The following is a 12239-nucleotide window of genomic DNA, read 5'->3' as shown; positions in this document are numbered from 1 at the left end:
TTCCGATGAGCACCCCCGGACACGCTGAAGCGCCCGGCCTTGCCCGCGAATTCGGCTGGGACACCGGCCCGCGCGGCCGGACGCTGTTCCTGATCGCCGTCCTGTTTTCCTCGTTCCAGGTGGTCAGCGCCGCCTTCAGCCCGCTCTCCAGCGTGGTGGTGCGCGCCATCCACGTCGGCTTCCTGCTGCTGATGACCTTCGCCCTGTTTCCCGGGATCACCGCGAAACGGCAGCCGCTGCCCGGCGTGGCCTGGCTGCTCGGTGGCGCGGGCTTCCTCCTGGCCTTCTACCACTGGATCTTCGAGGGCGACCTGGTGCAGCGGGCCGGCGACCCGACACAGCTCGACCTGGTGGTGGGCGTCACCACCCTCGTTCTGGTCTTCGAGGCGGCGCGCCGCGTCATGGGCCCGGCGCTGCCCCTCATCTGCGGCGCCTTTCTCGCCTACGCCCTGTTCGGCAATTACCTGCCCGGCCCGCTGGCGCATCGGGGCTATGCCTTCAGCCAGGTGATCGACCAGCTCGGCTTCGGCACCGAAGGGATCTACGGCATCCCCACCTATGTCTCGTCGACCTACATCTTCCTGTTCATCCTGTTCGGCTCCTTCCTCGAACAGGCGGGGATGATCCGCCTCTTCACCGATTTCGCCATGGGCACCGTCGGCCACACCCGGGGCGGACCGGCGAAGGTCTCGGTCATCTCGTCCGGCCTGATGGGCACCATCAACGGTTCGGGCGTCGCCAATGTGGTCACCACCGGCCAGTTCACCATCCCGCTCATGAAGCGCTTCGGCTACCGCGCGGAATTCGCCGGCGGCGTCGAAGCCACCTCCAGCATGGGCGGCCAGATCATGCCGCCGGTGATGGGTGCGGTGGCCTTCATCATGGCCGAGACCATCAACGTGCCCTACGTCGAGGTGGTCAAGGCCGCCACCATCCCGGCCCTGCTGTATTTCGCCTCGGCCTTCTGGATGGTGCACCTCGAGGCCGGCCGCAGGGGCCTGCACGGCCTGCCCAAGGCCGAATGCCCGGATGCCTGGGCGGCGGTACGGCGCGGCTGGTACCTGATCCTGCCGCTGGCGGCCCTCGTGTGGCTGCTGTTCTCCGGCTACACGCCGCTGTTCTCCGGCACGGTCGGGCTGGCCCTCACCGCCATTCTCATCCTCGGTGTCGCCGTGGCGGCGCGGCTGTCCGCCACCGCCCTGCGCTTCGCCTTCTGGATCGCGCTGGGACTGGCTTGTGCGGCCTTCTTCAAGCTCGGCGTCGGCGTCTTCTTCGCCATCGTCGGCGCGCTGGTCGTCGCCTGCCTGTTCATCCAGGGCGGCCGCGGCACCTTGAAGCTGGCGGTCAACGCCCTCGCCGACGGCGCCCGCCACGCCCTGCCGGTGGGCGTCGCCTGCGCTCTGGTCGGCGTGATCATCGGCGTCATCACCCTCACCGGCGTCGCCACCACCTTCGCCGGCTTCATCATCAAGCTGGGCGCCGACAGCCTGTTCCTGTCCCTGGTGCTGACCATGCTGGTGTGCCTGCTGCTCGGCATGGGCATCCCGACCATTCCGAACTACATCATCACCAGCTCGCTCGCCGCACCGGCGCTGCTGGAACTCGGCGTGCCGCTGATCGTCTCGCACATGTTCGTCTTCTATTTCGGCATCATGGCGGACCTCACACCGCCGGTGGCGCTGGCGGCCTTCGCCGCCTCGCCGATCGCCCAGGCTTCCGGACTGAAGATCGGCGTGCAGGCGGTCCGCATCGCGGCGGCCGGCTTCGTCGTGCCCTACATGGCGGTCTATGCTCCCGCCCTCATGCTCCAGGGCGGCTCCTGGCTCGACACGGCCTACATCATCTTCAAGGCCATGCTGGCCATCGGCCTGTGGGGCGCCGCCTCCATCGGGCACCTGCGCGCGCGCATGAACTGGCCTGAACGCATCCTCGCCACAACGGCGGCAGGATTTCTCATCGTGGCCCTGCCGGTGACCGACGAGATCGGCTTCGGCCTGGGCGCAGCCTTCATCGCCTGGCACCTCTGGCGCAACCGCCGTTCCGCGCGGACTGACTTTTCCTGATGCCCCTCTGTATCGCCGCCGGCGCTCTGGCAGCCACACTGGCCGTCGAATCCTTCACCCTGGCATGGACCCATTCGATCGAGAAGATCCGCTGGGAAGAAGACTGGCGCATCGAGAACGGCCGCCTGCACCTGGTCGAGGCGCGCATTCGCGGTTCCGGCGCGGGCATGGAGCCGCCTGCCGGCGCCATCCTGGAAAACGGCACCTGGCGCTATAGGCCGGACATTGCGCCGCTGGAGACGCTTCGGCTCGCGCACTCATCCTTTGTGCCCCCGTATGAATTGTGCTTCGCAGGCCGCTGCCGCCCGCTTGCGGAGCTGGTCGGCAGCGCGGAGAATGGAACGGTTACGCTATTTGCCTGCCCAGGAAGCGATCATGGCCGCTGAATTCGATGCCGTCCTTGCCGCCCCCTTCGGCGCCCTCGGCGTGCGCACCGAGGGCGATGCCATCGCCGAAATCCGTTTCCTGCCGCCCGGCACGCCGGCACTCAAGCCGAAGACCGCCCTGGCCGAGCGGGCGTGCGCGCAACTGGCGTCCTACTTGACCGATCCGAAGGCCGGTTTCGACCTGCCGCTGAAAGCGGACGGCACCGACTTCCAGCGCAGCGTCTGGCGCGCCATCGCCGCCATTCCGCAAGGTAAAACGCTGACCTACGGCGAGATCGCGAAACGGTTGAAAAGCGCGCCGCGCGCCGTCGGCCAGGCCTGCGGCCGCAATCCCTACCCGGTTGTCGTGCCCTGCCACCGCGTGGTGGCGTCGGACGGCGGCCTCGGCGGTTTCGCCAGCGCAACGGGCGGCTACCTGCTCGACACCAAGCGCTGGCTGCTGGAGCATGAAAGAGGCTGACGCACGGCTGCTCGACGCCTTCGCCGACACGCTCTGGCTGGAAGCCGGCCTGTCGAAGAACACTCTCTCGAGCTATCGGGCCGATCTCGCGCAATTCTCCACCTGGCTCGCCCCGCGGGACAAGACGCTCGACCGGGTCGAACCGGTCGACATCCACGACTACCTGCGCGACTTCAGCCGCCGCGCCAGGTCGACCAGCCAGCGCCGCCTGATTTCCGCCCTGCGCCGCTTCTACCAGCACCTGCTGGCGACCGGAGAAATCCAGGCCGACCCCAGCCTGAACATCGAGCCGCCGCCCCGTCCGGAACGCTTCCCCAAGACGCTGTCCGAGGCCCAGGTCGAGGCGCTGCTGGCTGCGCCGGACTGCGACACCCCGCTCGGCCTGCGCGATCGCGCCATGCTCGAAGTCCTCTACGCCACCGGCCTGCGCGTCTCCGAGCTGGTCGCACTGAAACTCTTCGAGGTCGGCATGAATGAGGGCGTGGTGCGCGTCTTCGGCAAGGGGTCGAAGGAGCGGCTGGTGCCGCTCGGGCAGGTGGCGCTGGAGTGGATCGAGCGCTACCTGAAGGAAGCCCGGCCGCAGCTGCTCGAAGGCCGCAACTGCGACGCGGTCTTCGTCACGCGGCGTGCGGCCGGTCTGTCGCGCCAGATGTTCTGGCATCTGATCAAGCGCCATGCCGCGCAGGCGGGCATCGATCCGGCGCGCATCTCGCCGCATACGCTGCGCCACGCCTTCGCCACGCACCTGATCAACCACGGCGCCGACCTGCGCGTCGTGCAGTTGCTGCTCGGCCACGCCGATATTTCGACGACCCAGGTCTACACCCACGTCGCCCGCGAGCGGCTCAAGCAGCTGCACGCCATGCACCATCCGCGCGGCTGAGGCCCCGCAAAATGAGAAGCCCCGCAATCGCGGGGCTCTCGTGCGCCAGCTTCGGCGCGGCGCCTTCGATGAGGCGCAACCACGGGATCGTCGATCCCGTAAAGGTACTCCGGCAAAACAAGTACTTCCTGCTTTTTCCGGCTCGTTCTCCAAGTATGGGAACAATCCATTTATAGCCGCCGGCGCGGCAGGGTTCAAGGCGTATTTTGTAGAATGCTGATATGAAACGCGAAACCCACGCCCCTGAAACGCCGGCGACCGCCTTCCTCCGCCAGCACCGCATCGCGCATTCGAACCATCTCTATGAATATGAGGAGCATGGCGGCACGCGCGTTTCCGCGCGGGAGCTCAATGTGGACGAGCACGCCGTGGTGAAAACGCTGGTCATGGAAGACGAGGCCGGCAAGCCCTTGATCGTGCTAATGCACGGCGACCGCAAGGTATCGACGAAGAACCTGGCAAGGCAGATCGGCGCCAAGAGCGTGTCGCCCTGCAAGCCGGAAGTAGCCCAGCGCCACACCGGCTACCTCGTCGGAGGCACCTCGCCCTTCGGCACGAAGAAGAAGCTGCCGGTGTACATCGAGAAGACCATCCTCGACCTGCCGCTCATCTACATCAACGGCGGCCGGCGCGGCTTCCTGGTCGGCGTGCAGCCGCACGAGATCATGCGCGTGCTGCAGCCGAAGGAAGTGGAATGCGGTCTGCTCGATTAGGCGAGTTTTCCCCGCTCGATCGCCACGCCGACCCGCTTCACGCCTCGCGCCACGCCGGTCTTGGCGATGGAGATCTTCACCCAGGGCGCGCCGAAGTCCCCGGTGAGCAGGGCGACGACATATTCCCCCAGCGTCTCCAGCAGGTTGAAGTGGCGCTCGCCGAGTTCCTTGCGGATGCGGGAGATCACCTCGGCATAGTCGATGGTGTCGGCGATGTCGTCGTGCTGGGCGGCGGCGTCGGGCACGCCGAACTCCAGGCTGATCTCGATGGTCTGGCGCGCCGCACGTTCGCGCGGATAGATGCCGACCCAGGCCTCGACGCGCAACTCGTCGATGAAGATGCGGTCCATAAGGAATTCTCGATTAGAATGCCGCTGATTTTAGGGGATATGTCATGACTACGCTCGGTTTTGCCATCCTGGCCTACCTGCTCGGCTCCATCCCCTTCGCGGTGGTAACGAGCAAGCTGTTCGGCCTGGCCGATCCGCGCAGCTACGGCTCGGGCAATCCCGGCGCCACCAACGTGCTGCGCAGCGGCAACAAGCTGGCGGCCCTGCTCACCCTGCTCGGCGATGCGGCGAAGGGCTGGCTGGCGGTGTTCCTCGTGCAACAGTTCGGCCCGGCTTACGGCGCCCAGCCGCAGGATGTGGCGATTGCCGGCTTCGCCGCCTTCTTCGGCCACCTGCACCCGATTTTCCTCAATTTCAGGGGCGGCAAGGGCGTCGCCACCGCCGCGGGCGTGCTGTTCGGCTTCAGCCTGTGGCTGGGCCTCGCCGTACTCGCAGTATGGATCGGCGTGGTCTGGCTGTTCCGCTATTCCTCGCTCGGCGCCATCGCCGCGGCCATCACTGCGCCGATCATCGCCATCGCCCTGCTCGGCTCGGGCGACACGCTCACCGCCGTATTCTGCATCGCCCTGCTGCTGTTCTGGCGCCACAGCGAGAACCTGCAGCGCATCCGCGCCGGCACCGAACCGAAGATCGGGCAGAAAAAGAACGCTACGCCCTGAACTTCGCGGCAAGGCCGTCGGCCGCCTGCGCCAGCAGGCTGGCATCGACGCCGACGGCAACGAACAGGCAACCCGCCGATAGCCAGCGCCCACCCTCTTCGCTGCGCGCGAGTATCCCCGCCGCCTTGCCCGCAGTGCGAATGCGACGCACCGCGTCCTCGATCGCCGCCTGCACCTCGGGATGCTGCGGATCGCCCAGGTGGCCCATGTCGGCGGACAGATCCGCCGGCCCGATGAAGACGCCGTCCACCCCCGGTGTCGCGACGATGGCATCGAGGTTCTCCAGCCCCTGGCGGGACTCCACCTGCACCAGCAGGCACAACTCCTCCTCGACCCGCTTGTAGTAATCACGGATGCGGCCCCACTGCGTGGCCCGCGTGCCGCCCGCCACGCCGCGGCGTCCCGCCGGCGGATAGCGCATGAAGGCAACCGCGGCGGCAGCCTCCTCTGCCGTCTGCACATAGGGAATCAGCAGGGTCTGGGCGCCGAGGTCGAGCACGCGCTTGACCCACACCATGTCGTTCCATGGCGGGCGCACGATGGGCGTCGTCGCGGAGCCGCGCAGGGCCTGCAACTGCGCCTGCACACCCGGCAGTTCGTTGGGGGCGTGCTCCATGTCGATCAGCAGCCAGTCGTAGCCCGAAGCGCCGAGGAGCTCGGCCACCGAGGCATTGGCGAGAACCGACCAGAGGCCGATCTGCGGCTGGCCTTCGCGCAGCGCACGCTTGAATGCATTCACCGGCAAGTCCATGTCACGCCTCCTGCAAGGCCCAACGCGGCCTGACAGCGAAACTGCCGGCCTGCTTTGCGGCTATCCCGGAAGTCAGCCGCTGCGCACCGGCGAAGGCGATCATCGCGCCATTGTCCGTGCACAACTCCAGTTCCGGGTAAAACACGCGGGCGCCCGCCGTCCGCGTGCCGGCATCCAGCGCGGCGCGCAGGGCCCGGTTGGCGCCGACGCCGCCGGCGACGACCAGTTGCTTCAGTCCGGCCGCATTCAGCGCGGCCAGGGCCTTGACCGCCAGCACCTCGACGATCGCCGCCTGGAATTCCGCGCACAGGTCCGCCTTTTCGGCATCCGAAAATTCCTGCTTGCGCACCTGGGTCAGCACCGCCGTCTTCAGGCCGGAAAAGCTGAAGTTCAGGTCCCCGCTGTGCAGCATGGGTCGCGGCAGGGAAAACCGCCCCGGCTTCCCCGTTTCCGCCAGGCGCGCGAGTTGCGGTCCGCCGGGATAGCCGAGGCCGAGCAGCTTGGCGGTCTTGTCGAAGGCCTCGCCGGCCGCATCGTCCAGCGTCTCGCCCAGCAGTTCGTATTGGCCGACGCCGGACACCCGCATCAGCTGGGTATGGCCGCCCGACACCAGCAGGGCGACGAAAGGAAAGCGCGGCGGATCGGCCGAAAGCAGGGGCGACAGGAGGTGGCCTTCGAGATGGTGCACCGGCAGGGCCGGCACCTTCAGGGCCAGCGCCAGCGATTCGGCGAAACCCGCCCCGACCAGCAAGGCCCCCGCCAGGCCCGGCCCGGCCGTATAGGCGATGGCGTCGACCGCCTCCAGGCCGGTGCCGGCCTCGGCCAAGACCTTGCGCAAGAGCGGCACGACACGGCGAATATGGTCGCGCGAGGCCAGTTCCGGCACGACGCCGCCGTAAGCCTCGTGCAGGTCGATCTGGGAGTGGACGGCATGCGCCAGCAGCCCGCGCCCCGTATCGTAGAGGGCCAGGCCAGTTTCGTCGCAGGAGGATTCGACGCCCAGTACCAGCATGCCGGCCATTCTACCGGGGTCAAACCGGGTCTTGGACTTTCCCGGTAAATGCGGATATAATGCGCGGCTTTCCCAGTTAGAGCAGGGTTAATCCGCATGCCTGGCATCCGCGTCAAGGAAAACGAGCCGTTCGAAGTGGCCATCCGCCGCTTCAAGCGCGCCATCGAGAAAACCGGTCTTCTGACCGAACTGCGTTCGCGCGAGTTCTACGAGAAACCCACGGCCGAGCGCAAGCGCAAGCTGTCCGCTGCGGTGAAGCGCCATCACAAGCGCATCCGCAGCCAGATGCTGCCGCCGAAGATGTACTAATAACCGCCCGGGTGCCGGCACGCCAGCAATGGCGCAGGCATCCTGACGGTTCAGGGCTTAGCGGGCCCCACAGCCAGCCTCGGACTGCGAAGTGCCGGGGCTTTTTGCTTTGCATCCTCTACGTCCGGTAATCCGATATGTCGCTCAAAGCCAAGATCAGCGAAGACATGAAGTCGGCCATGAAGGCCCGCGAAACCGCGCGCCTGGGCGCGATCCGGCTGCTGCTGGCCGCCATCAAGCAGCGCGAGGTGGATGACCGCGTCGAACTGGACGATGCCGGCGTGCTGGCCGTCATCGACAAGATGCTGAAGCAGCGCCGCGACTCCATTGCCCAGTACGAGAAGGCCGGCCGGCAGGACCTGGTCGATGCCGAGAAACTCGAGGTCGGCGTGCTCACCGGCTACATGCCGCAGGCCCTCTCGCCGGAGGAAGTCCAGGCCGCCGTCGCCGAGGCCGTCGCCGCCAGCGGCGCCGCCGGCCCGCAGGACATGGGCAAGGTAATGGCGGTGCTGAAGCCGAAGCTGGCCGGCCGCGCCGACATGAGCCAGGTTTCCGGCCTGGTCAAGGCCGCCCTGTCCAAATAAGCGGGAATTCCGCCGGCAAAACCGGCGGCCTTTCCTATAATGGGTTGAAGGCCGGGAGCGCGGCCCGATTGCGCGGCCTCCCGAGAAATTGAGCGTGATTCCAGAATCCTTCATCCAGGAACTCCTCGCGCGGATAGACATTGTCGACGTCATCGAGCGCTACCTGCCCCTGAAAAAGGCGGGGGCCAACTACGTCGCCTGCTGCCCATTCCACAGCGAAAAGACCCCCTCCTTCTCGGTCAGCCCGAGCAAGCAGTTCTACCACTGCTTCGGCTGCGGCGCACATGGCAGCGCCATCGGCTTCGTCATGGAATATTCCGGCCTCGGCTTCGTCGAAGCGGTTGAAGACCTCGCCGGACAGATCGGGATGCAGGTGCCGCAGCAGCGCCCCGACGAACGCCGGCAGAAAGCCGCCGAAGCCGCCCCGCTCACCGAATTCATGGCCCGCGCGGCGAAGTACTACAAGGAACAGCTCAAGGCCAGCCCGAAGGCCATCGACTACCTGAAGGGACGCGGCCTCACCGGCGAGATCGCCGCCCGCTTCGGCCTCGGCTATGCACCGGACGGCTGGCAGAACCTGGCTGCCGTCTTTCCCGACTACCAGAACAAGTCGCTGGTCGACTGCGGCCTGGTCATCGAAGGCGATGCCGGCAAGCGCTACGACCGCTTCCGCGACCGCATCATGTTTCCCATCCTCGACAATCGCGGCAATGTCATCGGCTTCGGCGGCCGGGTCATCGGCCAGGGCGAGCCGAAATACCTCAACTCGCCGGAGACGCCGCTGTTCGAGAAGGGCCGCGAGCTCTACGGCCTGACGCAGGCGCGCGTCGCCATCCGCGACGAGGACTGCGTCATCGTCGTCGAAGGCTACATGGACGTGGTCGCCCTCGCCCAGCACGGCGTCGGCAATGCCGTGGCAACGCTGGGCACTGCCACCACGCCAACCCATGTGCACAAGCTGCTGCGCCAGGCCGACCGCGTCATCTTCTGTTTCGACGGCGACAACGCCGGCCGCAAGGCGGCGGCCCGTGCGCTGGAAGCCAGCCTGGAGCAGGTCGCCGACAATAAGACCATTGCCTTCCTCTTCCTGCCGCCCGAGGACGACCCGGACAGCTATGTGCGCGCCCATGGTGCCGACGCCTTCCGCAGGCTGGCCAGGCAGGCCATGCCGATGACGGATTTCCTCATGCAGGAATTGAAGGCCGGCAAGGATCTCGCCACGGCCGAAGGGCGCTCGCAACTGGTACATGCCGCCAAGCCGCTGCTCGGCCGGCTGCAGGCCCCCTTGCTGCGCCTGCAGTTGGTCAAGCTGCTGGCCCAGGCGAGCGGATTCTCCCAAGCAGAAATCGAATCGCTCTGCGATCTACCGGCGGCGGTGCGCAAGGCGGCGCCGGCGCGCTCGCCGCGCGGTACGCCATCGCCCATTGCCAGGAAGCTCCTGCGCCTGATCGTCCAGCAACCCGGTTTGGCAGCACGCCTGCCCATCGACCTGATCCCCGAGGGACATGCCGAAACCGACACGCTGAACACCCTGATCGCGGCCGTCGCCGAGGGCGGGCTGTCCGGCGAAGGCTTCGGCATGGTGCTGGAACATTTTCGAGGCACGCCGCACGAAGGGCTGATTTCCGAAATCCTCGGGGAACTCGTCGAGCAGGAATTCGACGAAGAATCCATCGAGGCCGTTTTCGCCGATACCGTCGAGCGCTTGCGTCAGGCCGGCATCCGCAGCGAAATCGACGCGCTTAACGCCAAGAACAAGAGCGTCGGACTGGCTCCCGAGGAAGTACGTCGTCTCCAGCAATTACTGACACAGAAACAGGCAGTTAAACCCGCAACACCTGCCTGATTTTTTGATATAATTTTAGGTTTTCCCCGCATACCGCGCTCACTGAGGAACGACATGGCCAAGGAAAAAGCCAAAGCGGCCGCAAAATCCGCCGGAAAACGGAGCAAGGCTGTAGCCAAGCCGTCTGCCAAGCCAGTCAAGTCGTCTAAGACGGCCAAGGTAGCCAAGGCAGCGCCCGCCAAGGTGAAGGCTCCGGCCAAGCCGGCTCCAGCCAAGGCGGCCAAACCGCGCAAGGAAGCCCCATCGGCTGCCCCCGTGGCGGCAGTCGTAGCAACCGCCCCCAAGGCCGCTGCCAAGGAAGCGCCAAAACTGAAGGCAGGCCGAGGCAAGGGCCGCACCGCGCTCGCGCCCGCCCCGCAGGCGCAACCGCTCGACCTTGAAACGCGGCGCACCCGCCTGAAGAACCTGATCGCACTGGGCAAGGAACGCGGCTTCCTGACCTACGCCGAGGTGAACGATCATCTGCCCGACGACATGGTGGACGCCGAGCAGATCGAGTCCATCATCAGCACCTTCAACGACATGGGCATACAGGTTTTCGACGAGGCTCCTGCCGCCGAAGACCTGCTGATGACCGAAGGCACGCCGCCGGCAGTCGCCGACGAGGACATCGAGGAAGAGGCCGAGCAGGCCTTGTCCACGGTCGAGTCCGAATTCGGCCGCACCACCGACCCGGTGCGCATGTACATGCGCGAGATGGGTTCCGTCGAACTGCTCACGCGCGAGGGCGAGATCGAGATCGCCAAGCGCATCGAGGACGGTCTCAAACACATGGTGCAGGCCATTTCCGCCTGCCCGACCACCATCGCCGAAATGCTCGACATGGCGGCGAAGGTGGCGCGCGACGAGATGCGCATCGACGAACTGGTGGACGGCCTGATCGACCCCAATGCCGCCGAGGACATCGAGGCGCTGGCGGAAAACGAGGAACTGGCGGTCGAGGAAGACGAGGCCGAGGAGGACGGCGAGGGCGGTGCCGTATCCGCCTCGCTGCTGCAGCTCAAGGCCGACGCGCTGGAGCGCTTCACGACCATCCACGGCCTCTTCGTCAAGATGCAGAACGTGCTGGTCAAGAAGGGCCCGCGCGAAAAGGCCTATCTCAAGGCACAACAGCAAATCTCCGGCGAGCTGATGAACATCCGCTTCACGGCGCGTATCATCGAGCGGCTGTGCGATTCGGTGCGCCACATGGTGGAGGACGTGCGCAACCACGAGCGCAAGATCCTCGAGCTGTGCGTGAAGAAGGGCAACATGCCGCGCCCGCACTTCATCAAGGTCTTCCCCGGCAACGAAACCAACCTTGAGTGGCTCAAGCACGAAGTCACCGGCGGCAAGCCCTATGCCTCCACGCTGATGCGCGCGGCGCCGGCGATCATCGAGGAGCAGCAGAAGCTGATCGACCTGCAGAACCACATCGGCATTCCGCTGAAGGACCTCAAGGACATCAACAAGCAGATGTCCACCGGCGAAGCCAAGGCGCGCCGCGCCAAGCGCGAGATGACCGAGGCCAACCTGCGCCTGGTGATCTCCATCGCCAAGAAGTACACCAACCGCGGCCTGCAGTTCCTCGACCTGATCCAGGAGGGCAACATCGGCCTGATGAAGGCGGTGGACAAGTTCGAATACCGCCGCGGCTACAAGTTCTCGACCTACGCGACGTGGTGGATCCGCCAGGCCATCACCCGCTCGATCGCCGACCAGGCGCGCACCATCCGCATCCCGGTGCACATGATCGAGACCATCAACAAGATGAACCGCATCTCSCGCCAGATCCTGCAGGARACCGGCCAGGAGCCGGATCCCGCCACSCTGGCGRTCAAGATGGARATGCCCGAGGAGAAGATCCGCAAGATCCTCAAGATYTCCAAGGARCCGATMTCSATGGAGACGCCGATCGGCGACGACGACGAYTCGCAYCTGGGCGAYTTCATCGAGGACGCCGCCACTTTGGCGCCGGCCGAGGCCGCCGTGTACGCSAGCCTGCGCGAYGTCACCAAGGARATYCTCGACWCGCTGACSCCGCGCGARGCCAAGGTGCTGCGCATGCGCTTCGGCATCGAGATGAACACCGACCACACYCTSGAGGAGGTCGGCAAGCAGTTCGACGTCACSCGCGAGCGSATCCGYCAGATCGAGGCCAAGGCSCTGCGCAAGCTGCGSCAYCCCTCGCGCTCGGAGAAGCTGCGCAGCTTCCTCGACACGGAAACTTGAGCAAGAAAAACG

General features: G+C 66.2%; 13 protein-coding genes. 10 read left to right on the top strand and 3 right to left on the bottom strand.

Translation table 11 applies throughout. From position 1 onward, the window contains the following. The first annotated feature begins 5 nt into the window (after positions 1-5). The 5 genes from ROZ00_16160 to ybaK all read left to right on the top strand — a co-directional run bounded on the left by ROZ00_16160 (position 6) and on the right by ybaK (position 4505). The gene (locus ROZ00_16160) at positions 6-2063 is read left to right on the top strand and encodes a TRAP transporter permease (GenBank protein ID MDT3737763.1); all 2058 of its coding nucleotides are present in this window, start codon (positions 6-8) and stop codon (positions 2061-2063) included. Further along, on the top strand, positions 2063-2449 hold the full coding sequence (locus tag ROZ00_16155) for a DUF1850 domain-containing protein (GenBank protein ID MDT3737762.1): 387 nt from the start codon (positions 2063-2065) through the stop codon (positions 2447-2449). The genes ROZ00_16160 and ROZ00_16155 overlap by 1 nt, the downstream gene beginning before the upstream one ends. Then, positions 2439-2909: a methylated-DNA--[protein]-cysteine S-methyltransferase gene (locus ROZ00_16150; GenBank protein MDT3737761.1), complete on the top strand. Its 471-nt coding sequence runs from the start codon at positions 2439-2441 to the stop codon at positions 2907-2909. Before ROZ00_16155 ends, ROZ00_16150 begins: the two co-directional genes overlap by 11 nt. Then, on the top strand, positions 2896-3792 hold the full coding sequence (xerD, locus tag ROZ00_16145; protein MDT3737760.1) for a site-specific tyrosine recombinase XerD: 897 nt from the start codon (positions 2896-2898) through the stop codon (positions 3790-3792). The genes ROZ00_16150 and xerD overlap by 14 nt, the downstream gene beginning before the upstream one ends. 221 nt (positions 3793-4013) lie before the next feature. Next, a complete protein-coding gene (gene ybaK, locus ROZ00_16140; protein ID MDT3737759.1) occupies positions 4014-4505 on the top strand; it encodes a Cys-tRNA(Pro) deacylase in 492 nt (163 codons plus the stop codon). Here the strand turns inward: ybaK and ROZ00_16135 are convergent. Beyond that, positions 4502-4855 (bottom strand): dihydroneopterin aldolase, encoded by a 354-nt coding sequence (locus ROZ00_16135; GenBank protein MDT3737758.1) that lies wholly within the window; start codon positions 4853-4855, stop codon positions 4502-4504. The genes ybaK and ROZ00_16135 overlap by 4 nt on opposite strands. A gap of 44 nt (positions 4856-4899) precedes the next feature. Here ROZ00_16135 and plsY point away from each other — a divergent pair, with 44 nt between their 5' ends. Further along, positions 4900-5514: a glycerol-3-phosphate 1-O-acyltransferase PlsY gene (plsY, locus tag ROZ00_16130; protein ID MDT3737757.1), complete on the top strand. Its 615-nt coding sequence runs from the start codon at positions 4900-4902 to the stop codon at positions 5512-5514. Here the strand turns inward: plsY and ROZ00_16125 are convergent. Both ROZ00_16125 and tsaD read right to left on the bottom strand, forming a co-directional pair. Then, positions 5504-6265: an HpcH/HpaI aldolase/citrate lyase family protein gene (locus ROZ00_16125; GenBank protein MDT3737756.1), complete on the bottom strand. Its 762-nt coding sequence runs from the start codon at positions 6263-6265 to the stop codon at positions 5504-5506. The genes plsY and ROZ00_16125 overlap by 11 nt on opposite strands. 1 nt (position 6266) lies before the next feature. Then, entirely contained in the window at positions 6267-7277 is a 1011-nt protein-coding gene (tsaD, locus tag ROZ00_16120; protein ID MDT3737755.1) for a tRNA (adenosine(37)-N6)-threonylcarbamoyltransferase complex transferase subunit TsaD, read from the bottom strand. A 96-nt stretch (positions 7278-7373) separates the two neighbouring features. On the opposite strand from tsaD, the gene rpsU reads away from it, so the two are divergent. From rpsU to rpoD, 4 genes are all read left to right on the top strand, one after another. Beyond that, entirely contained in the window at positions 7374-7586 is a 213-nt protein-coding gene (gene rpsU, locus ROZ00_16115; GenBank protein ID MDT3737754.1) for a 30S ribosomal protein S21, read from the top strand. Positions 7587-7723: 137 nt separating this feature from the next. Continuing rightward, entirely contained in the window at positions 7724-8170 is a 447-nt protein-coding gene (locus tag ROZ00_16110) for a GatB/YqeY domain-containing protein (GenBank protein ID MDT3737753.1), read from the top strand. A gap of 94 nt (positions 8171-8264) precedes the next feature. Next, on the top strand, positions 8265-10016 hold the full coding sequence (dnaG, locus tag ROZ00_16105; protein ID MDT3737752.1) for a DNA primase: 1752 nt from the start codon (positions 8265-8267) through the stop codon (positions 10014-10016). A gap of 54 nt (positions 10017-10070) precedes the next feature. Further along, on the top strand, positions 10071-12227 hold the full coding sequence (gene rpoD / locus ROZ00_16100) for an RNA polymerase sigma factor RpoD (protein MDT3737751.1): 2157 nt from the start codon (positions 10071-10073) through the stop codon (positions 12225-12227). Positions 12228-12239 lie beyond the last annotated feature (12 nt).

The sequence above is a fragment of the Denitratisoma sp. genome, from assembly GCA_032027165.1.
Classification (GTDB): domain Bacteria; phylum Pseudomonadota; class Gammaproteobacteria; order Burkholderiales; family Rhodocyclaceae; genus Desulfobacillus.
This window is presented reverse-complemented; position numbering and strand designations above follow the sequence as displayed.

Excerpts from the sequence above, each read along its gene's own strand:
- ybaK (MDT3737759.1), top strand. The coding sequence starts at position 4,014 with ATGAAACGCGAAACCCACGCCCCTGAAACGCCGGCGACCGCCTTCCTC.
- ROZ00_16160 (MDT3737763.1), top strand. The coding sequence starts at position 6 with ATGAGCACCCCCGGACACGCTGAAGCGCCCGGCCTTGCCCGCGAATTC.
- tsaD (MDT3737755.1), bottom strand. The coding sequence starts at position 7,277 with ATGCTGGTACTGGGCGTCGAATCCTCCTGCGACGAAACTGGCCTGGCC.
- rpsU (MDT3737754.1), top strand. The coding sequence starts at position 7,374 with ATGCCTGGCATCCGCGTCAAGGAAAACGAGCCGTTCGAAGTGGCCATC.
- ROZ00_16110 (MDT3737753.1), top strand. The coding sequence starts at position 7,724 with ATGTCGCTCAAAGCCAAGATCAGCGAAGACATGAAGTCGGCCATGAAG.
- ROZ00_16150 (MDT3737761.1), top strand. The coding sequence starts at position 2,439 with ATGGCCGCTGAATTCGATGCCGTCCTTGCCGCCCCCTTCGGCGCCCTC.
- plsY (MDT3737757.1), top strand. The coding sequence starts at position 4,900 with ATGACTACGCTCGGTTTTGCCATCCTGGCCTACCTGCTCGGCTCCATC.
- xerD (MDT3737760.1), top strand. The coding sequence starts at position 2,896 with ATGAAAGAGGCTGACGCACGGCTGCTCGACGCCTTCGCCGACACGCTC.
- ROZ00_16155 (MDT3737762.1), top strand. The coding sequence starts at position 2,063 with ATGCCCCTCTGTATCGCCGCCGGCGCTCTGGCAGCCACACTGGCCGTC.
- ROZ00_16135 (MDT3737758.1), bottom strand. The coding sequence starts at position 4,855 with ATGGACCGCATCTTCATCGACGAGTTGCGCGTCGAGGCCTGGGTCGGC.
- ROZ00_16125 (MDT3737756.1), bottom strand. The coding sequence starts at position 6,265 with ATGGACTTGCCGGTGAATGCATTCAAGCGTGCGCTGCGCGAAGGCCAG.